Genomic DNA, 22,983 nt, shown 5'->3' with positions numbered 1-22,983 from the left:
TTCTGAAATAAATTCAGAATGACTTAAAGAATTTTAAAACAAGCCACCTTGAGTTGGTCCTTTAACTTTCCCTAGATGCTTGTACGCTTGCTCAGTAACTTCACGTCCGCGAGGCGTTCTCATAATAAATCCTTGCTGAATTAGAAACGGCTCGTAAACTTCTTCAATGGTTTCCGGACTTTCACTAACTGCTGTGGCTATTGTAGTAATACCTACTGGACCTCCTTTGAACTTATTGATGATTGTTTCCAAGATTTTATTATCCATTTCGTCTAAGCCATGAGCATCAACATTCAAGGCTTCTAAAGCAAACTTTGCTATTTTGATATCAATACTTCCATTACCTTTAATTTGAGCAAAATCTCTAACACGACGTAAGAGTGCATTAGCTATTCTAGGTGTGCCACGACTTCTTCCTGCAATTTCTACAGCAGCTTCCATAGAAATTGGTACATCAAGAATGCTAGAACTTCTTTGTACAATTGTGGTTAGTAATTCAGTGTTATAATATTGTAAACGACTTTGAATTCCAAAACGAGCTCGCATTGGAGAAGTTAATAATCCCGAACGCGTTGTTGCACCAACAAGTGTAAACGGATTTAAATTGATTTGTACTGTTCTGGCATTTGGCCCAGACTCTATCATGATATCAATTTTATAATCTTCCATAGCAGAATACAAATATTCTTCTACGATTGGACTCAATCTATGGATTTCATCAATAAATAGAACATCACGTTCTTCGAGATTAGTCAGCAAGCCAGCCAAATCTCCTGGTTTGTCTAAAACTGGCCCTGAAGTTACTTTAATTCCTACACTTAGTTCACTTGCTAAAATGTGTGCCAAAGTGGTTTTACCAAGCCCTGGAGGTCCGTGAAACAAAGTATGATCTAGAGCTTCATTTCTTTGGTTTGCTGCCTGAACAAATATTTGAAGGTTTTCTAATACTTGATCCTGACCCGTGAAGTCATCAAATGATAAGGGTCTTAATTTTTTTTCTACATCCAGATCATCTGGAGAAAAATTATCGTTTGTTGGATCTAGGTTTTCATTCATATAACACAAATATAAACAAAAAGCCTCTCGGTTTTTACGAAAGGCTTTTCAATATTTTTTAAACGTATGTTAATGTTGAAGTTCTTCTTCACCGTCTTTCAAAGGTATGTTTTGAGGAACGAAATCTTCATCATGTCCTGGCTTACTGTAGTCATAAGCCCAACGATGAACATGTGGTATTTCGCCTGGCCAGTTACCATGCAGATGCTCAACTGGAGTCGTCCACTCTAAGGTATTTGATTTCCATGGATTTTGAACAGCTTTCTTTCCGAAAAATATACTACTTAAGAAATTATATAAGAATACTAATTGCACTGTTCCACCTATTAAAGCAAATATAGTGATGATGACATTTGCATTAGCTACATCATCAAAGAGTGGAAAATTAGAATTCGTATAATAACGTCTTGGTAAACCTGCCATACCTATAAAGTGCATTGGGAAGAACACACCATAGGCACTTATCGCTGTAATCCAGAAATGTAAATATCCTAAGTTTTTGTTCATCATTCTACCAAACATTTTTGGGAACCAGTGATAAATTCCAGCGAATACTCCATAAAGCGCAGAAATACCCATTACTAAGTGAAAGTGTGCTACCACGAAATACGTATCATGTACGTTAATATCTAATGCACTATCTCCTAGAATAATACCTGTAAGTCCACCAGTAATGAATGTAGATACCAATCCGATAGAGAATAGCATTGCCGGATTCATTTGAAGGTTTCCTTTCCAGAGAGTTGTTATGTAATTAAAAGCTTTTACAGCAGAAGGAATCGCAATTAATAAAGTTGTAAATGTAAACACAGATCCAAGGAATGGATTCATTCCTGAAATAAACATATGATGTCCCCAAACAATAGTTGACAAAAATGCAATTGCGAGAATTGACATAACCATTGCTCTATATCCAAAAATTGGCTTACGTGAGTTTGTAGCAATAATTTCGGAAGTAATACCAAGTGCTGGTAATAATACGATGTATACTTCTGGATGTCCTAAGAACCAGAATAAGTGTTCAAATAAAACTGGAGAACCACCTTGGTAATGTAACACTTCACCTTGAATAAAAATATCTGATAAGAAGAATGATGTTCCGAAACTTCTATCCATAATTAATAACAACGCAGCAGATAGTAATACTGGGAATGATATAACACCAATAATTGCTGTAACAAAGAAAGCCCAAATCGTTAATGGTAATCTTGTCATCGACATCCCTTTAGTTCGTAAATTGATAACGGTTACGATATAATTAAGAGATCCTAACAATGACGAAGCAATAAATATGGCCATAGATACTAACCATAAAGTCATTCCCATTCCTGAGCCTCCTTGAGCCATAGGTAAGGCACTTAAAGGTGGATAGATAGTCCAACCAGCAGCAGCAGGTCCAAACTCAACAAAGAATGATAATATCATGATTACACATGACAAAAAGAATAACCAGTATGAAATCATGTTTAAGAAACCTGATGCCATATCTCGTGCTCCAATTTGCAATGGAATAAGTAGATTACTAAACGTACCACTAAGACCAGCAGTTAATACAAAGAATACCATTAAGGTACCATGAATGGTAACTAATGCTAAATAAATATCGGCATCCATTACACCATCAGGAGCCCATTTTCCTAACAACGCTTCAAAAACAACATTAGGTTGTTCTGGCCATGCAATTTGCAAACGCATCATCAAAGACATTAAAATTCCTATAATACCCATGATTAGTACTCCCGTAATAAGGTATTGCTTAGCAATCATTTTGTGGTCTTGACTAAAGATGTACTTAGTCACAAAAGTCTCTTTATGATGATGTCCGTGATCGTCGTGTGTATGAGTATCTGCGTGTGCTGACATAATCTATTTTCTTTTTTAAATCTTTTTATTTAACTGTTTTGAATCTACTAAAACACACTACATATTACTTCACAATATTAGTTGAATTTCAGTATTAAAATTTAGTTCACAATTAACTCTTCTCTAGCTTCTTCGTTTTCATTCTGAATGGATTCATCATCAACTGTAATTATATCATCCATTTTTTCTTCAGCAACTATCAAAGAATTTTTAAAAGTTTTTTGTTCACTTATCCAAGCATCATATTCTTCTTGGGTTTCAACAATAATCTTCATTTGCATATTATAATGAGATTTACCACATATTTTGTTACATAACAATAGGTAATCAAATTCATATAATAATTCTTGTCCTTTAGCTTCAATTTCTTCTTTTCTCTCTAATCGGAGAGCATTGATATTACTGACTTTTTCAACAATATCTGGATTTTGGCGCATGTCTGCAGTAGTCACCGTTGGCGTAAATCCAAATTGTGTTATCATTCCTGGAACACAGTTCATTTGTGCTCTAAAGTGAGGCATATACGCTGAATGCAACACATCTTGAGATCGCATTTTAAATAAGATTGGCTTCCCAACTGGTAAATGAAGTTCTGTTGTAATAATGTCATCTTGAGCGTAAGGATCAGATTCATCTACTCCTAAAATGTTGGCGCGATCAATATCAATTAATCTAACATTAGCCATTCCTAATGTATTATCTTCTCCAGCATAGCGTGCTTTCCAGTTAAATTGCTGAGCATATAACTCAATGACCATAGGATCTTCACTTTCATCTATGTTCATAATACTTGTCCAGGTAAACAAACCATAAATAATTAGACCCGCTAAAACAACAACAGGAATGAATGTCCATATGGCCTCTAATGTATTGTTATCTGCATAAAACAATGCTTTTCGACCTTTTTCTCCCTTGTATTTGTAAGCAAAATAGTGTAATAAAAATTGTGTGAAAGTTTGTACAATAAAAATGACAACCATGGAGATTATCATCAAATTATCAATTTGAGGTCCATGCTCTGATGCCGAGTTAGACATTAATGGCAAATCTCCTAAATACCAAAAACTAGCAATAGTAATGGCATAAATAAAGACAAGAAATCCCATCATTAAGTATCCATTAAGCTTATTGTCTTTATCTGTAGCTACCTGATCATTACTATCTGAACCAACTTGAGCAAGGTCAAATATCTTAACCATTTGCCAAATGGCAACAGCTATAAAAAGTACTATTATAAGTGTTAAAAAAGCAGTCATTGTCTTTTGTCTTCTTTATTTAATATTAATAATGGAAATGTTCACTCTCTTTAATAAATGGATTCCCTTTAGCTAGTAATGGTGCTTTAGTAAGTGCCGTAAATACCACAAAAATAAATAATCCAGCAAAAAGCATTACAGATCCGATTTCAGGAATTCCAATATACCATCTATCTCCAACTGTTGCTGGCATGATCATATTGAAAACATCAATATAGTGACCACATAAAATAACGATACCAGCCATGACAACAAACCAAGGAATACGTTTGTAATCACTGTTCATTAAAAGTAAAAGTGGAAAAACAAAATTCATGGCAACCATACCTAAGAATGGTAATTGATAATCTTGGAAACGTGTTACAAAGTATGTTACTTCCTCAGGAATATTCGAATACCAAATTAACATGAATTGAGAGAACCACAAGTATGTCCAAAAAATACTGATCGCAAACATGAATTTTGCTAAATCATGTAAGTGACTATCATTTACAAATGGTAAATGACCTCTAGATTTTAAGTACATTGTAATCATTGCAATTACCGTAATACCACTAACAAACATTGAAGCAAAAACGTACCATCCGAATAAAGTAGAGAACCAGTGAGGATCAACACTCATTATCCAGTCCCATGACATCATAGATTCTGTATAGATGTAAAACACTAAAAATGCAGCTGAAATACGGAATGTTTTTTTAAAGTTACGATTATCGTTTATATCTGCGTTATCTTGAGCAAGAGAAAACTTTCTTGCAAATTGTCTATATAACACCCATCCACCTAGAAAGATTAGACCTCTTATAAAAAACCAAGGTCTATTTAACCAACTTTCTTTACCAGCAACTAAAGCATCGTATTTATCATTACTAGGATCTACCATATCAGGATTCATCCAAACGAATATATGATCACCAGCTAAAAAAGCCACTAATAAAACGATTAGTCCTCCAGGTAACACGTAAGCAGTAATACCTTCCATCACTCTAAACAATACAGGTGACCATCCAGCTTGTGCAGCCCACTGAATACCATAGAATGCTAAGGCACCCAATGCAATCATAAAGAAAAAGAATGCCGCAACATATAAAGCTGCGTAAGGCCTGTTATGAATTTGATGTAAAACGTGCTCTGCGTGTTCGTCACCATGATGAGCTTCAGCATCGCTGTGAGCATCTGCTAAAGCATCGTGTGCATTAGCTTTATGAGCATTATCTGAATGATCTTCAACTCCTGCTACAACATGTGCTTTAGTTTCAGTATCATGACTACCTCCATGATGTCCTGCTTCTTCATGAGCAATCATCTCTTTTACTTCATCTAAAGATTTGTGAGATGACATAAAACCATAAGCAACGCCCAGTGCACCTAAAATAATAAGTACAATAGAAAATATTTTTAATTTACTTGAAAATGTGTACATATCTGTATATAATCTTTATCTAAATTATTTTTCTAGATCCGCTTTTAATTTTAAAACGTAATCTACAACTTGCCAACGTTCTTCTTCATTTAATTGATTCGCATAAGAACCCATTGCATTTTTACCATAATAAATAGTGTGGTAAATACTCCCTTCGGTGATTGCTCTTCCCGCATCATCATAACTAGGCACACCTAATATTTTTTCTCTTTTAACTAATTTACCTTGACCAGCTCCTTTGTTACCATGGCAAATTCCGCAATAAATATCATAAAGTTCTTTTCCTCTTTCGCTATCGATTTGAGTGGAATCTAATGAACTCTTTAGGGTTTGCTTAGCTAAAAGATATCCATCATTATTATTTTCAATTTCGAAAGGCATAAAGTCTCCTCTTGGTATTGACCCTTCTGCTGGTAATTGAGCTTCTACGCCTCCTGGAAAAGCGTCAGACTCTGCATAAGCTTCATAACCGACAGGTTCATACATGTTTGGCATAAACTGATAATTTGGTCTTGTATCTTTCTTACACGAAAGAATACTAGCAAACATCATTAATACTACTATTATTTTAAATAAGCTTTTCATCTGAATAAATTAGTGCTCTTTATCAATTAAATTAATTTCTACTGCTCCAGTTTCTTTTAATAACTCTGACAATTCGTTTTCATTACCATGAACGGCAACTTCCATAAGAAAATGATCATCAGTAGTTCTTGGATCTGGGTTTTCAGCTTTTTTAAAAGGCCACATTCTACTTCTTAGATAGAACGTTATTACCATTAAGTGAGCTGCAAAAAATACGGTCAACTCAAACATTATTGGCACAAAAGCTGGCATATTTTCGATATAGCTAAAACTTGGCTTACCACCGATATTTTGAGGCCAATCTTCAATCATGATAAAATTCATCATGACAATAGCAACTGTTAAACCTACACATCCATACATGAATGATGCAATTGCAATACGCGTTGGAGCTAAGCCCATAGCTTTGTCTAGTCCGTGAACTGGAAAAGGCGTATAAATTTCCTCGATGTGATGTCTTTCTGCTTTAACTTTTTTGACAGCATTCATTAAAACGTCATCATCTGTATAAATAGCGTGAATTACTTTTGAAGCTTCCATGTACTATTTTTAGTTTATTAGTTTTTTTGCTTGTCCAGACCAATCATCACGTTCTGCTCTTCCTGGGAAAGAACCTGTAATATCATCTAACAAGTCATATTCTCTTTTTGTCATTTTACTTACTTGAGCATAAGTAAAAATACCAATACTGTTAAGTACTTCTTCCATTTTAGGACCGATACCGTTGATGACTTTTAAGTCATCAGCTGTTTGTATTGTCGCATCAAACGTTCCAACACCTTTCAGTAAGTTTTCTAACTTATCTTTTTTGTCCTGTAATGGACGTTTAGCGGTAGTCGTTTCTTCAATTTTCAAGTTAGATGTTCTAGCATCAGAACCTGTACCAACTAAACTATCTCCTCGTTCTCTAATATTTTTATAACGCTCACCAGACGATTTTAAGATGGTTTTCACTTCCGCTTGAGCGATTACTGGGAATGTTCTTGCATATAATAAAAATAATACGAAGAAGAAACCGATTGTTCCTATGAAGATTCCTATGTCAACAAAAGTTGGTGAGAACATTGTCCAAGACGATGGTAAATAATCTCTATGTAATGAAGTAACAATAATAACAAAACGTTCGAACCACATTCCAATATTTACAACTATTGAAATAAAGAAAGAGAACATGATACTTGTACGTAATTTTTTGAACCACATAAATTGTGGAGAGAATACGTTACATGTCATCATTGCCCAATATGCCCAAGCATAAGGTCCTGTAGCTCTGTTTAAGAATGCGTATTGTTCGTATTCAACACCAGAATACCATGCTATAAACAATTCAGTAATGTAAGCCACACCAACTATTGAACCTGTAATCATGATAACTATGTTCATTAATTCGATGTGTTGAACGGTAATATAATCTTCAAGATTACACACTTTTCTCATAATAATTAAAAGTGTGTTCACCATAGCAAATCCCGAGAAAATAGCTCCTGCAACAAAGTAAGGTGGGAAAATTGTAGTATGCCAACCTGGAATTACAGAAGTTGCGAAATCGAAAGATACGATGGTGTGTACAGAAAGTACTAGAGGTGTTGCTAAACCAGCTAACACTAAAGATACTTCTTCAAATCGTTGCCAGTCTTTAGCTCTACCAGACCATCCAAAACTCAATAATGCGTATATTTTCTTTTGAAACGGCTTAATTGCTCTATCACGTAACATTGCGAAATCTGGAAGCAAACCTGTCCACCAGAATACTAGTGATACTGAAAGGTATGTTGAGATTGCAAATACATCCCAAAGTAATGGTGAGTTAAAGTTCACCCAAAGCGAACCAAATTGGTTTGGAATAGGTAATACCCAATAGCCTAACCATGGACGACCCATGTGAATGATTGGGAATAAACCTGCCTGAACAACAGAGAAAATTGTCATTGCTTCAGCAGAACGGTTAATTGCCATTCTCCATTTTTGACGGAATAATAAGAGTACTGCAGAAATCAGTGTTCCTGCGTGACCAATACCAACCCACCAAACGAAGTTAGTAATGTCCCAAGCCCAACCAACGGTCTTGTTCAAACCCCAAGTTCCAATACCAGTGGAAATTGTATAGATAATACAACCTATTCCCCAAAGGAAAGCTATTAGTGCTATTGAAAATACAATCCACCAAGATTTGTTTGCTTTTCCTTCAACTGGAGCTGCCACATCTATCGATACATCGTGATATGATTTTTCTCCCGTAACTAAGGGTCTTCTAATAGGTGCTTCGTAATGAGACGCCATAATCTATTATAATTGTTTCTTAATTAATTTTTATGCTTCTGTTGTATTTCTCACTTTAGTATGGTACTGCACATTTGGCTTGGTACCAACACTCTCTAATAAGTGATACATACGATCATCTTTTAAAAGTTTTGCAACTTTACTGTCTTTATCATTGATATCTCCAAACACCATTGCACCATTGCTACAAGCAGCAGAACATGCAGTTTGGAATTCTCCATCCTTAATTTCACGTCCATCACGCTTAGCATCAAGTATCGTTTTTTGTGTTTTTTGAATACACATAGAACATTTTTCCATCACACCACGAGAACGAACCACAACATCTGGATTTAAAACCATACGCCCTAAATCATCATTCATGTAATAATCAAACTCATCATTCTTAGCGTATAAGAACCAGTTGAAACGTCTAACTTTATAAGGACAGTTATTTGCACAATAACGTGTTCCAACACAACGGTTATAAGCCATGTGATTCTGACCTTGACGACCATGCGATGTTGCTGCTACTGGGCAAACCGTTTCACAAGGTGCGTGATTACAGTGTTGGCACATTACAGGTTGAAAAGCTACCTGTGGATTATCAGCTGGATTTTCCATTTCTCCAAATCCACCTAAAGACCCTTTATCACCCCAAAGTCCGGAAAACTCATCTTTCTTAGTATCATCTTCAGCAAAAGTATCTTCTGACGAATAATATCTATCAATACGTAACCAATGCATATCACGACTACGTCTAATTTCTTCTTTTCCAACTACAGGCACATTATTCTCGGCATGACAGGCGATAACACATGCACCACATCCTGTACAAGCATTTAAATCTATAGATAGATTAAAGTGATGTCCAATTGAACGGTCAAACTCATCCCACAAATCTACCTCAGGAGAAGTCACAGGTGTTTCCTTATGGTTTAAAGATACCATTGGAATTCTGTTCCAACCATGCTTATGATCTTGACTATCATACGTATTAAAAATCTCAAGTGTTGTTTCCTTTATAATATCACCTCGACCCATTAATGTGTTTTGTAACTGAACACATGCAAATTCATGCATACCAGCCGCCTTGGCAATCGTAACATTTTGAGCGTTATCAAAATTCTGATATAACGGATACGCGTTAACACCAGTTTTCATTTCATCTTTTAAACCTGCAGTTCTACCAAAACCTAAAGACAATCCAATAGACCCTTTAGCTTGTCCTGGCTGAATAATTACAGGTACATTTTTTACAGTCACTCCATTCACAGTAACATCGACATAACTACCATTTAAAGCACCTGTTGCCTCGTGTTCATTGACTAATTCTAATGCTTTAGCATCAGCAGCCGAAACGGTCAAATAGTTATCCCAAGATGTTCTTGTGATAGGGTCTGGAAACTCTTGCAACCATGGGTTATTGGCTTGTTGACCGTCTCCCATTCCTGTTTTAGTATAAAGTTGCAACTCCATACCTTCAGACTTCGTAGATGATGCTAATGTTCTTGCCGCATTACCAGCATCAATTGCTGCAATACCAGCAACGCCAGAACTGGTTGTTGTCGTTGAAGATGAACTTGTAGTATATTCATCTTTATCATCATCTTTAAGACCAACGCCTACAGCAACATCATGAATGATACCACCAACGAAAGTCCTGTCTTTCTTATCTTTTAATTCAGTTGACGTTGTAGTTGTTGTAACAGAAGATCCTGCCGGGCGACTATCAAACATTCCAGGGACATACACACCATCTTGAACTGCCTTATTAAAAGGTGTTCCAGAAAGTATTGATCCTCCCCAAGCATCTTTAATGTACTCACGGTATGTCATATCATTTCCAGTCCACTTTAATAATGCTTCTTGAAACTGACGTGTATCGAATAACGGACGAATGGTTGGTTGCATGATACTGAAATGACCTTTTTTCATTTCAACATCTCCCCAAGATTCTAAATAATGTGGTGCAGCTGCAATGTAATCACATACTGAAGATGTTTCGTCTACTTTTAATGAGAAAGCAACTGATAATTCAGTTTTTTGAAGACCTTCAGCAAAGTCAGCAGCATTTGGAAGCGTATACATTGGATTTACACCACTCATGATTACAGCTCCAACTTTTCCTGCTTTCATATCAGCAACTAAAGACATAACATCTTTAGCGCTACCTTGTCTTGTTTTAATAGGTGTTTTTGGATCGAATGCCTTACTTCTTAAGGACTCATTGATTGCCAAGGCAACAGCCTGAGCATTCACATCTTGAATTCCAGTAACTAAAACACCGTTACTTCCTGCTTTTTTTAATTCATTCGCTGCACTTTGAACAGCTGTATTTATATGTTCAGGTAAATCTGCAGACACAGAACCACCAACAACTAAACTATATAATTTTGCTAATGCTTGTTTTTGCTGACTAGGTGTTAACGGTATACGTTTATCTGCATTGGCTCCAGATAAAGACATATTAGATTCAAACTGAATATGACGAGACATCTTACCCTCTTTAGGCACACGTCCTTTAGCATAGCCAGAATCAAATCCACCACCTTGCCAATCTCCTAAGAAATCAGCTCCTACAGACACGATAGTTGCAGCTTTAGAGAAATCATAATTTGCCAATCCTCGCTCACCATATTTCGCTTGGTATGCATCTAAAGCAGCAGATTCTGAAACGGCATCATAAACAACATGACGTACGTTCCCGTATTTGGCAGAAAATTCAGAAATCAATTTTGAAGTTGACGGACTTGCAAATGTTTGTGTTAATAATACAATTTGCTTTCCAGAAGCTTTCATTGCTTCTAACTTCTGACCTACTTCAGTATCTAAAGTTGACCAAGTAATTTCAGACTCACCTTTCATTGGTGATTTTACCCTTAATATATCATACAATCCTAAAACTGAAGCATTAACTCTAGCATTAGCACTACCATTGGTAGCTGCCAAAGTATTATTTTCAATTTTTATTGGACGACCTTCACGAGTTTTAACTAACACACTAGCAAAATCAAAACCATCAGCGATGGTTGTTGCATAGTAATTAGCAACTCCAGGAATAATTTCTTCAGGCTGAACTACGTAAGGAATAGATTTAATTACAGGTCCTTCACAAGCCGCTAATGTTGCTGCTGCAGTACTAAAGCCTACATACTTTAAAAAGTCACGACGCGTAGTAGAAGACGTTTCTAAAGATTCTTTATTACCTAAAAACTCTTCGGTAGGAATCTCATTAACAAATTCATTCTGTTTAAGCGTCTCAACAATAGAGCTATTTTGGTTTAGCTCTTCAACACTTTTCCAGTATTTCTTGTTTGATGACATATTATATAATTGAATTACTTCTTATTAAACTTATTAGTAATGGCATTTTCCACATTCAAGCCCACCCATTTGAGCAGCTGTTAATTTATCTACACCATATTTCTTAGATAATTGCTCATGTATTTTTGTATAATACGCATTATCCTTAACATTAACTTCAGTCTGTCTATGACAATCGATACACCATCCCATTGTTAAAGGTGAATATTGATACATAACTTCCATTTCTTCCACTGGACCATGACAAGTTTGACATTCAACACCTGCAACTGTAACGTGTTGAGAGTGATTGAAATATGCAAAATCAGGAAGATTGTGAATTCTCACCCATTTAACTGGCTGTGTTTCCCCTGTATATTTTTGCTCTGCATCATCCCAACCAACAGCAGCGTATAACTTCTTGATTTCAGCGTTGTAATCCACACCATATTCGTTGATACCTTCAGCCTGAGTTTCCTCGGCAACTTGGTATATCGATTTATGACAGTTCATACATATATTTAAAGAAGGTATACCAGAATGCTTACTTACTCTTGCTGATGAGTGGCAGTACTTACAATCTATTCCATTGTCTCCTGCATGAATTCTATGTGAATAATGAATTGGCTGAACAGGCTCGTAACCTTGATCAACGCCTATTTGTGATAAATAACCATACACAAAATAAGCACTAGCTAATAACAAGAATATGACTGACACTAAAACCAAGAACTGGTTTTTAACAAAAGCTTTCCAAAGTGGAATACTTTTATCTTCCATTGCAATATCAATACCTTTAGCTTCTGCAAAACGATTTAATGTTTTACGAACTAACACTAAAGCCATTGCCAATAAAGCAAATAAAATAGCTAAAGCACCTAAGATCAATTTATTGGAAATACCACCTTCAGTCTGTGCACCAGTTGCACCAGTTTCTGATCCAGCAGCTGGAGCAGGTTCTGCTTTTGGCTGAGCTGTATACGCTAAGATATCAGAAATATCCTGATCAGACAGCTGTGGAAAAGCAGTCATTGCTGTTCCATTGTACTCATTGTAAATCTGATTGGCATAGGCATCACCAGATTTTATCAAACCAGCACTATTTCTAATCCATTTATTTAACCATTCTCTATCTAAACCTTGCTCTTCAGCTAATCTCGCCTCAACATTACGTAAAGCAGGACCAGTCATCTTTTTATCTAATTGATGACAAGACGCACAATTCGTATTGTATAAAGTTTTTCCTTTTGCTGGATCACCTTCCTGAGCAGTAAGTGAAGTAGAAATCGTGAGTAAAAAAACTAACCCTAAATTGAGAAAATTTGATGTTAGTTTACGGTAAATCACTTGTATCATAGTGTTAGTTGAATTATCTTCTAAACTTTGGTATGATTTTTTCATTAATTAAATTGAAAAAAACGTTTGTAAAATCTCACGCAAAAATAACACTTAATGTGGATTTTAGAAATGTTAGTGAACTGTTAATTGTTAATTTATAAAGATTCTAAATAATAATTAAGACCTTAAAAAAGTTATATAATTGAAACAATTAAGATTGCAGTAAAAAAAAATCATTTTCTTTGCATAAAATCACATAGTTATGACAATACACAAGATCAAATTTTCTTTAACAATGATTGCTTTATGTAGCTTTTCATTTGGAGTATTCGCACAGAATGGCACTGTTACTGTTGATCAAGATAGCGATATCGATAAATTATTAGAGTATAAAAAGGATATTAAAACGGTGAATTTGTACAAAATTCAAGTGTATTCTGGAACACGTTCAGGTGCTGAAGCATCTAAACAGAATTTTTTAAACTCGTTTCACGAATGGCCTGTAAGCATGGAATTTGATTCGCCAAATACTAAAATATGGGTTGGAAATTTCAGAAGTAGATTGGAAGCTGACAAAGCCTTATTAAAAATTAAAAAGAAATATAACAACGCTTTTATTTTCGAACCAAAAAAGGACAAAAAATAACTGATTTAGTTTTCAGTAGGATATAAAAAAAGCGACCAAATGGTCGCTTTTTTGTTTATATAGCTTGATATATTTTCAAGAACATCAATAAATTATTTCAATTTCTTCTTTACTTCAACTTCTTGGAAAGCTTCAAGAACATCGTCGATTTGAATATCATTGTAGTTTTTCAGTTGAATACCACAATCGTATCCTTTAGCAACTTCTTTAACATCATCTTTGAAACGTTTTAATGATGTTAACTCTCCTGTGTGGATGACTACACCATCACGAATGAGACGAATTCCAGAATTTCTGAATATTTTACCACTAGTAACCATACAACCAGCAATGGTTCCAATTTTAGAGATTTTAAACGTTTCTCTAATTTCAGCAGTACCAGTGATTTCTTCTTTGAGCTCTGGAGATAACATACCTTCCATAGCATCTTTTAAGTCATTGATAGCATCATAAATGATAGAATATGTTCTGATATCAATTTCTTCGTTGTCAGCAATTTGACGCGCATTACCCATTGGTCTAACGTTAAATCCGATGATAATAGCATCTGAAGCTGTTGCTAATAACACATCACTTTCTGTAATGGCTCCAACACCTTTATGAATAATATTCACTTGAATTTCTTCAGTAGATAATTTCTGGAATGAATCTGTTAACGCTTCAACAGAACCATCCACATCACCTTTAAGTATGATATTTAACTCCTGGAAATCTCCAAGTGCTATACGACGTCCAATTTCATCTAGTGTAATATGGCGTTGTGTTCTAACGGATTGCTCACGTTGCAACTGTGTACGTTTGGCAGCAATTTGCTTCGCTTCTCTTTCATCTTCAAACACATTGAACTTGTCACCCGCTTGAGGCGCACCATCTAAACCTAAAATTGAGACAGGAGTTGATGGTCCAGCTTCTTTAACTTCTTTACCACGTTCATCATGCATAGCTTTTACTTTTCCACTGTTCTTACCAGCAAGAACGTAATCGCCAACTTTTAATGTACCAGCTTGAACTAAAATTGTAGACACATAGCCACGCCCTTTGTCTAAAAAGGCTTCAACAACAGTTCCGCTAGCTAATTTATTCGGATTTGCTTTCAGCTCTAACAATTCGGCTTCAAGCAATACTTTTTCTAATAGTTCTTTAACACCTGTTCCGTTTTTAGCCGAAATATCATGAGATTGAATTTTTCCACCCCAATCTTCAACTAATAAATTCATTTGCGCCAATCCTTCTTTTACTTTTTCAGGATTTGCTCCAGGTTTATCAATTTTATTTATAGCGAAAACAATTGGCACTTCTGCTGCTTGAGCATGAGCAATTGCTTCTTTAGTTTGTGGCATGATTGAATCATCTGCCGCAACAACAATAATTGCTAAATCGGTCACCTGAGCACCACGAGCACGCATCGCTGTAAAGGCTTCGTGACCAGGTGTATCAAGGAATGCTATTTTTTGTCCGTTATCCAATTGAACACCATAAGCTCCAATATGCTGTGTAATTCCACCGGATTCTCCAGCGATAACATTTTCTTTACGTATATAATCTAATAAAGACGTTTTACCGTGATCAACGTGACCCATAACGGTAACGATTGGTGCACGAGTTACTAAATCTTCAGGTTTATCTTCGACTTCTTCAATTGATTCTTCAATATCAGCAGTAACGAAATCAACTTTATACCCAAACTCATCAGCAACAACCGATAAGGTTTCAGCATCTAGACGTTGGTTCATCGTTACCATCATACCAAGTGACATACAAGCTGAAATAATTTCAGTTACAGACACATTCATCATGGTAGCAACTTCGTTAGCAGTAACAAACTCTGTCACTTTAAGGATTTTGCTTTCAGCAGCTTCTATTTTTTGATCAATTTCAGATTGCTCTCTATGTTGATCTCTTTTATCTCTACGATACTTAGCGCCTTTTCCTTTGCTTGATTTTCCTTGAAGTTTTTCTAAGGTTTCACGAACTTGTTTTTGAACTTCTTCTGCACTTGGCTCTTCTTTTACAGTAGTTGGGCGTTTTCCTTTTCCTTTAAATCCTCCTCTTTGGTTACCACTTCTATTTCCGTAATTATTATCTCCTCCACCAGATCCAGGACCCTTACTAATTCGTCTTCTTTTCTTTTTATTTGCGTCTCCAGAAGCTGATTTATTATCAGAAGTTTTCTTCTCCTCTTTTTTCTTTTTAGGCTTATTAAACTTAGAAAGATCAATTTTCTCACCAGCTATGGTTGGTCCAGACAGCTTTTTATATTGCGTCTTCAACGTTTCATCAGCAGGCGCAGTTTTTGTTTCTTCTTTCGGTGTGTCTTTAGCCTTAACTTCAGCCTTTGGAGTTTCTGCAGTTTTCTTTTCTGATACCTCTGGCGCTTTTTCTTTAACGTCTTCCTTTTTTGGCTCTTCTTTTTTAACGTCTTCCTTTTTCTCCTCTTTAGGCGCTTCAGGTTTAGGCTCTGCTTCTTTTTTAGGCTTATCTAAGTCAATTTTACCAACTTGCTTAGGACCGCTTAACTCAGCTTTAGCTTTTACAACCTCCTTCTTCTTTCTCTCCTCAGCTTTAGCTTTCTCTTCCAATTCACGCTCACGTTGTTCGCGCAACTCTTCCTTTTCCTTTAGTTTTGCTTCACTAACCTCTTGCGACGCCATTTTTTTGTTAGCGTCAGTTTGAAATTCGTTGGAAAGAATTGTGTAAACGTCTTCTGATATTTTTGTATTCGGACTCTTTTCTATCTCGACACCTTTTGATTCTAAAAAATCAACAGCACGATCAATAGAAATATTGAGTTCTCGTAATACTTTATTTAATCTTGTTTGAGCCATAAATTGCTTGTAATATAACTTAAAAATCTTTTATACCAAATTAACTTGACAATGTTAAACTGGCATTATTCTTCAAATTCTTCTTTAAGAATTCGAATAACATCTAATATTGTTTCTTCTTCTAAATCTGTACGTTTTACAAGATCTTCAACATCTTGTTCTAAAATACTTTTTGCAGTATCTAAACCTGCTTTACTGAATTCTTGAATAATCCAGCTTTCAATTTCATCGGTAAATTCGCTTAGCTCTACATCTTCTTCTGCACCTTCTCTAAACACATCTATTTCGTAACCTGTTAATTGACCAGCTAACCTAATATTATGACCACCTCTACCAATAGCTTTAGACACTTCTTCGGGCTTTAATAAAACTTCTGCTCGTTTTGTTTCTTCGTCTATTTTAATAGAAGTTACTCTTGCAGGACTTAGTGCTCTTGTAATAAATAAATTAAGGTTATTGGTGTAATTTATCACATCAATATTTTCGTTTCCTAATTCACGAACAATTCCATGAATTCTAGAACCCTTCATACCAACACACGCTCCAACAGGATCAATTCTGTCATCATAAGAATCTACAGCCACTTTAGCTTTTTCACCAGGAATTCGAACGACTTTTTTTATGGTAATTAAACCATCAAACACTTCAGGAATTTCTTGTTCAAATAATTTTTCAAGAAATACAGGTGCAGTTCTTGACATGATGATTGCAGGTTTATTCCCTTTTAATTCTACACTTTCAATAATTCCTCTGACGTTTTCTCCCTTTCTGAAGAAATCTGAAGGAATTTGTTTGTCTTTTGGAAGAATAATTTCATTGCCTTCATCATCTAATAAAATGATTGCTCTGTGACGTATGTGATGTACCTCAGCTGAATATATTTCTCCTTCTAAATCCTTAAACTGCTTGTATATATTAGTATTATCGTGTTCGTGAATTTTAGAGATTAAGTTTTGTCTTAATGCTAAAATTGAACGACGACCTAAATCAACAAGCTTTACTTCTTCAGCAACATCTTCACCAACCTCAAAATCAGGCTCTATTTTTTGCGCTTCCGATAAAGCAATCTCTTGATTGGGTTCTTCAACTTCATCATCTGCAACTACAATTCTATTTCTCCAAATCTCTAAATCGCCTTTATCTGGATTGATAATGATATCAAAATTATCATCGTCACCATATTTTTTCTTTAAGGCATTTCTCAAAACATCTTCTAAAATCGCCATTAACGTTACACGATCGATTAGCTTTTCATCTTTAAACTCTGAAAAAGAATCAATTAACGCAATATTTTCCATTATTCTTGTGAATTAAAATTTTATTACAACTTGAGCTTTACTTATCGAATCAAACGATAATTCTGCTTGCTTTTTAACAGTTACTTTGCCTTTGCCTACAGGTTTTGGCTCTCGGGTTTTCCACTCTAGAAGAATTTTTTCATCATCAACTTCGGTAAGTGTTCCTTCCACGTTTTCATTATCTGTTGTTTTCACACTAAGCGTTCTGCCAATGTTCTTTTTGTATTGCCTTTTATTAATTAAAGGCGAAGTTGCACCTGCAGACAATACCTCTAGAGAAAAATCTTGTTCTTCTCTATCCAGATTGTGTTCAATAGCTCTACTGATGAACATACAGTCTTCAACCAAAACACCATTATCTCCATCAATAACGATTTTAATAGCGTTATCTGCCAACACATCAAAATCAACCAGAAACAAGTCTTCCCTTTGATTAAGTCCTTCGTCTAATAAATTTTTTACTGTATCTCTGAACATTTTTAGTATAAAAAGAGCGGACTTTCCGTCCGCTCATTATTCTTTTTTCTTCAAACAACGCTGCAAATATACAATAATTATATTGATTTTACCAAGCTGTGCTATGTCGATTTTTATTATTAAATTTATGTAATTATAATCAATCTAAAACTTTATGAAAAAAATATTAGTTCCAACAGACTTTTCTCAGGAGGCAGAAAACGCCCTCAAGGTAGCCGCTCAAATCGCTAGAAAGCATGGTAGTGAGATTCATTTATTGCACATGTTAGAAATTCCTATGCAGGATATTGATGCTGTAAGCGCTCATGTTGAAGTTCCAGAAGTAATGTTTTTTATGAAAATGGCGCATAAAAAGTTTGAAGAGATTATGGATAGTGATTATTTAAAAGACATAACTGTTCATGAAATCGTAAAACCAGAAGCTTCATTCAACAATGTTGTAGAGATTTGTCATGAACAAGGTGCAAATATCATTATTATGGGTTCGCATGGTGCCAGTGGTTTTAAAGAAATGTTTGTAGGATCTAATGCTGAAAAAGTGGTTAGAAATTCTGATGTGCCAGTCTTAGTTATAAAAAATGAACATGATGAATTTAGTATAGATGATTTTGTTTTTGCTTCAGATTTTAAAAATGACAGCAAAGAAACCTACCGTCAAGCCACAGAATTCGCAACTGCCTTTGGCGCTCAAATTCATTTATTAATGGTAAACACAGCAGGAAATTTCACTACTACTAAAAAAGCGAATGAGCGTATCAATGCCTTTATAGAAGGCTATAGTTTTAAAAACTATACGGTGAACATTTATAATGATAATAGTGTTGAAGAGGGTATATTAAATTTCTCGAAAGACATTGATGCAGATTTAATTGGCATCAGTACGCACGGCAGACAAGGGATTGCACATTTCTTTAATGGCAGTATTAGTGAAGATTTGGTAAATCACGCCAAACGACCAGTAATTACCTTTAAAATTTAATAAATATCACATAAAAAGAAAAAGTCTTCCAAAATTGGAAGACTTTTTTTGTTGGCCCACTAGGGATCGAACCTAGACTCTTTGGTACCAAAAACCAATGTGTTGCCAGTTACACCATAGGCCAATCTCTTAAAGAGGATGCAAATTTAGTACAAAGTTTTATTTGTACAAATAAATTTCTATAAAATAATCAAAAAAGCATAACGTTTACTTAAAAACTTTAGCGTTTCATATATTTATTAGTAAATTCGCTCGCATAAATAGACCATAAATATGACACATTTCAACTTCAAGAAATGGAATACCATTTTAGGATGGTTTGCTTTTACAATAGCACTGATTACCTATGCTTTAACCATCGAACCTACGGTAAGTTTTTGGGATGCTGGTGAGTACATCTTAACGTCTTCAAAGTTACAGGTTGGTCATCCTCCTGGAGCACCTTTGTTTCAAATTTTAGGTGCTTTTTTCTCCATATTTACTTTTGGAAATAATGAAGCCATCGGAATGATGATGAATATGATGAGCGCTGTTGCCAGTGCTTTCACTATTCTTTTTATGTTTTGGACCATAAGTATCTTGCTTAAAAAACTAATATCTAAGGAAGGTGAAGTGTCTAAAAGTGCGTCTATCGCAATTTTAGGAAGTGCTTTGGTTGGAAGCTTAGCGTTTACATTTACAGATTCATTTTGGTTTAATGCCGTAGAAACCGAAGTGTATGCTATGGCTACTTTAATTATGGCTGTCTTATTTTATTTAGGTTTACGATGGGAACAAGACATGCACGAGCCAAGAGGTCACAGATGGTTAATTTTAATAGCTTTTGTTATTGGATTATCATTTGGAGTTCATTTTATGGGATTACTCACCATTCCTGCTTTAGGATTAATTTACTTTTTTAAAAATCACAAAACTGTAACGACAAAGAATTTTATCCTTGCCAATATTGTGGCTGTTGCTATTTTATTGTTCATTTTCAAATTATTACTACCTAATGCCTTAAAATTATTTAGTGCTTCAGAAATTTTCTTTGTCAACACTATTGGCTTACCATTTAATTCGGGTTCTATAATAGCTGGATTAGCTTTAGTTGCAGCATTTTATTTCGGATTAAAAGAAACTAAAAAGAAAGGTTACAAATATGCAAATACCTTAATACTGTGTTTGATTTTTATATTTATAGGATTTTCCTCATGGTTAATGTTACCCATTAGAGCTAATGCAAATGTGATCATTAATGAGAATAACCCGTCAAGTGCCAGAGAGCTTTTAGCTTATTATAATTTAGAACAGTATCCAGAAACGCATTTATTTTACGGTCCGCTTTTCACGGAACAATACACTGGTTTAGACGATAACAATCCTTATGTGGATGACAAACCTAAATATGAAAAAGATCATGAACAAGGTAAATACGTCATTGTAAACGAATATAAAAACGCTAAGCAAAATTACAATTCTGAGCAGGCAGCAGTTTTACCACGAATGTGGAGTACAGAACACGCAGAAAACTATATGATGTTTACCGGTTTACTTGATTTTAAAATCAAGCCAGACTTAGGCATTACACTTTATAATGACGCGTTAGCTCAAGGATATTCTAATGATGAAGCGAGTCAATATTCTAATTTGAGATTAAATAGCATAAAAGAACAAGTCAATGCCTTTAGGGATAGCGTGATGACTGGTCAGGTCGATTACGAAGATTATCACAACTTTCTTAAGCAGTATGGTCAGCAATTTTTAGATATTGAAAAACCTTCACTAATGGATAATTTCTATTATATGATAGATTATCAGTTAGGTTATATGTACTGGCGTTATTTTATGTGGAATTTCACTGGACGTCAAGATGATGTTCAAGGGCGATACACAGCTTTACATGGCAACTGGATTAGTGGTATTGACTTTATAGACGAAATACATTTAGGCATGTCCCAAGACAACTTACCTAGTGATGTTGAAAATAATAAAGCTAGAAATACGTACTATTTCCTACCATTTATATTAGGACTTATCGGATTCTTTTTCCTAATGTTTAAAGATCCTAAACGTTTTTGGGTGATGTTAGTGTTCTTCCTATTTACTGGACTAGCCATTCAGTTTTACACGAATGTAAGACCATTTGAACCCAGAGAACGTGACTATTCTGTTGTAGGTTCTTTTTATGTATTTGCAATCTGGATTGGATTTGGAGTTTATGCTATTTACGATTTGTTACGAACTAAAGTTGCAACTCAATTTTTAGCACCTGCGATAACCGTTGTATGTTTAGTTTTGGTTCCAGGGATTTTAGCAGCTAACAACTGGGACGATCATGATCGATCTGACAAATACACGGCAAACGCCATGGCTAGAAAGTATCTGGAATCTTGCGCTCCGAATGCTATTTTATTTACCATTGGTGATAACGATAGTTTTCCACTTTGGTATCTGCAAGAGATTGAAGGTGTACGAACAGACGTGAGAGTTGTAAATACGAGTTTGTTTCAAACCGATTGGTATATTGACCAAATGAAGCGTAAAGCTTATGAAAGCGATCCGATCCCATCACAATTAACCCATGATCAGTACAAATACGGAACTCGAGATTATATCATGCGGCGAGAAATTACCGAGGACACCTTGATGATTAAAGATTTTATGAATTTTATTTCTAGCGATGATCCTAAATATAAATTAAAATACATCCTACAACGTGAGGGTGAAGATCCTGCTGGATATCCAACTCAATTACTCAACTCTAATTATTTCCCAACACGTTTTATAAGAGTGCCAGTTGACAAAGAGGCTGTTTTAGAAAATGGTATCGTTAAGCAAAAAGATGCTGATAAAATTTTACCTTATTTAGATGTTGAGATTAAAGGCAGCGCGCTTTACAAGAACAGATTGTTAATGTTAGATATCGTAGCTAATAATGACTGGAAACGTCCTATCTATTTTACAGGAGGCGCCTTTAGTGACGAAGATTATATTTGGATGAAGGATTACCTTCAGTTAGATGGTTTGTGCTATAAATTAGTACCGATTAAAACACCGATTGACAGAGCTAATCCTTTTGATATGGGACGAATTGATTCAGAATTGATGTATGATAAAGTGATGTCATGGGATTGGGGAAATAGTGGTAGTGATGCTATTTACCACGATGTTGAAACTCGTAAAAACGGAATTACGTATAGAGGAAACCTTGCGCGTTTAATGGAGCAACTTATTAATGAAGATCAACTCGACAAAGCTGAAAACGTTGCCGATTTAGCTATGGAAAAAATGCCTGTAGATAAATTTGGATATTATACACTACTTGAACCTTATATTGGAGGCTATTATGAAATTGAAAAAACTGAAAAAGCCAGAAAACTGTATCAAGACGTTGCTAGAAAATATCAGGAAAACTTAAAGTATTACAGTGAGTTATCTATTGAAAACCAAACGAGATATCTTGATGAAATTGTTTCAGACATTGAACGCTACAGAGGCTTAGTTGATTTGCTAGTAATTTATAATGACAAAGATTTAGCGCTTGAAGAAACAGAAAAATTCAATAATTACTTAAGATTGTTTAGACATTTTACAGATGAAGATGAACCTGATGATGAAGAATTCTTTAGAGAAGATACAGATATTGCAACAGATACAATAGATAGTATTTTAAAATTAGACCAATAGGAA

At 35.1% G+C, this 22,983-nt stretch carries 15 protein-coding genes and 1 tRNA gene; 3 read left to right on the top strand and 13 right to left on the bottom strand.

Annotated elements, in window-relative coordinates; translation table 11 throughout:
- Positions 1-33: 33 nt before the first annotated feature.
- The 9 genes from ruvB to TD18_RS05955 all read right to left on the bottom strand — a co-directional run bounded on the left by ruvB (position 34) and on the right by TD18_RS05955 (position 13,104).
- On the bottom strand, positions 34-1,056 hold the full coding sequence (gene ruvB, locus TD18_RS05995) for a Holliday junction branch migration DNA helicase RuvB (RefSeq protein WP_040249922.1): 1,023 nt from the start codon (positions 1,054-1,056) through the stop codon (positions 34-36).
- Between the two features lie 69 nt (positions 1,057-1,125).
- The gene (locus TD18_RS05990) at positions 1,126-2,919 is read right to left on the bottom strand and encodes a cytochrome c oxidase subunit I (RefSeq protein WP_040249919.1); all 1,794 of its coding nucleotides are present in this window, start codon (positions 2,917-2,919) and stop codon (positions 1,126-1,128) included.
- 101 nt (positions 2,920-3,020) lie between these two features.
- Positions 3,021-4,175, bottom strand: coding sequence for a cytochrome c oxidase subunit II (locus tag TD18_RS05985; RefSeq protein ID WP_084205857.1), 1,155 nt, complete (start codon positions 4,173-4,175; stop codon positions 3,021-3,023).
- Positions 4,176-4,200: 25 nt separating this feature from the next.
- The gene (locus tag TD18_RS05980) at positions 4,201-5,598 is read right to left on the bottom strand and encodes a quinol:cytochrome C oxidoreductase (RefSeq protein ID WP_040249917.1); all 1,398 of its coding nucleotides are present in this window, start codon (positions 5,596-5,598) and stop codon (positions 4,201-4,203) included.
- A gap of 24 nt (positions 5,599-5,622) precedes the next feature.
- Complete coding sequence (locus TD18_RS05975) at positions 5,623-6,150, bottom strand: c-type cytochrome (protein WP_241480649.1); 528 nt, start codon at positions 6,148-6,150, stop codon at positions 5,623-5,625.
- 42 nt (positions 6,151-6,192) lie between these two features.
- Positions 6,193-6,723: a DUF3341 domain-containing protein gene (locus TD18_RS05970; RefSeq protein ID WP_040249914.1), complete on the bottom strand. Its 531-nt coding sequence runs from the start codon at positions 6,721-6,723 to the stop codon at positions 6,193-6,195.
- A 9-nt stretch (positions 6,724-6,732) separates the two neighbouring features.
- On the bottom strand, positions 6,733-8,463 hold the full coding sequence (gene nrfD / locus TD18_RS05965; RefSeq protein WP_084205856.1) for an NrfD/PsrC family molybdoenzyme membrane anchor subunit: 1,731 nt from the start codon (positions 8,461-8,463) through the stop codon (positions 6,733-6,735).
- 30 nt (positions 8,464-8,493) lie between these two features.
- Complete coding sequence (locus tag TD18_RS05960; RefSeq protein ID WP_040249911.1) at positions 8,494-11,769, bottom strand: TAT-variant-translocated molybdopterin oxidoreductase; 3,276 nt, start codon at positions 11,767-11,769, stop codon at positions 8,494-8,496.
- Between the two features lie 33 nt (positions 11,770-11,802).
- Positions 11,803-13,104: a c-type cytochrome gene (locus TD18_RS05955; RefSeq protein ID WP_040250024.1), complete on the bottom strand. Its 1,302-nt coding sequence runs from the start codon at positions 13,102-13,104 to the stop codon at positions 11,803-11,805.
- Positions 13,105-13,348: 244 nt separating this feature from the next.
- On the opposite strand from TD18_RS05955, the gene TD18_RS05950 reads away from it, so the two are divergent.
- Positions 13,349-13,732: an SPOR domain-containing protein gene (locus TD18_RS05950; protein ID WP_040249909.1), complete on the top strand. Its 384-nt coding sequence runs from the start codon at positions 13,349-13,351 to the stop codon at positions 13,730-13,732.
- Between the two features lie 92 nt (positions 13,733-13,824).
- On the opposite strand, the gene infB is transcribed toward TD18_RS05950, so the two are convergent.
- The 3 genes from infB to rimP form a co-directional block, all read right to left on the bottom strand.
- Positions 13,825-16,557 (bottom strand): translation initiation factor IF-2, encoded by a 2,733-nt coding sequence (gene infB / locus TD18_RS05945; RefSeq protein ID WP_040249906.1) that lies wholly within the window; start codon positions 16,555-16,557, stop codon positions 13,825-13,827.
- 65 nt (positions 16,558-16,622) lie between these two features.
- A complete protein-coding gene (gene nusA / locus TD18_RS05940; RefSeq protein WP_040249904.1) occupies positions 16,623-17,855 on the bottom strand; it encodes a transcription termination factor NusA in 1,233 nt (410 codons plus the stop codon).
- Between the two features lie 12 nt (positions 17,856-17,867).
- Positions 17,868-18,332, bottom strand: a complete 465-nt coding sequence (gene rimP, locus TD18_RS05935; RefSeq protein WP_040249896.1) for a ribosome assembly cofactor RimP — start codon at positions 18,330-18,332, stop codon at positions 17,868-17,870.
- Positions 18,333-18,486: 154 nt separating this feature from the next.
- Here rimP and TD18_RS05930 point away from each other — a divergent pair, with 154 nt between their 5' ends.
- Complete coding sequence (locus tag TD18_RS05930) at positions 18,487-19,311, top strand: universal stress protein (RefSeq protein ID WP_040249894.1); 825 nt, start codon at positions 18,487-18,489, stop codon at positions 19,309-19,311.
- 51 nt (positions 19,312-19,362) lie between these two features.
- Here TD18_RS05930 and TD18_RS05925 read toward each other — a convergent pair.
- Positions 19,363-19,435 (bottom strand) — tRNA-Gln (locus TD18_RS05925).
- 149 nt (positions 19,436-19,584) lie between these two features.
- Here TD18_RS05925 and TD18_RS05920 point away from each other — a divergent pair.
- Positions 19,585-22,980 carry a glycosyltransferase family 117 protein gene (locus tag TD18_RS05920; protein WP_040249892.1) on the top strand — a complete coding sequence of 1,132 codons (3,396 nt, stop codon included), beginning with the start codon at positions 19,585-19,587 and terminating at the stop codon, positions 22,978-22,980.
- The last annotated feature ends 3 nt before the right edge of the window (positions 22,981-22,983 follow it).

The organism is Psychroserpens mesophilus (assembly GCF_000826645.1).
Lineage (GTDB): Bacteria > Bacteroidota > Bacteroidia > Flavobacteriales > Flavobacteriaceae > Psychroserpens > Psychroserpens mesophilus.
The sequence above is the reverse complement of the archived record's forward strand: the minus strand, read 5'-3'. Positions and strand labels throughout refer to the sequence as shown.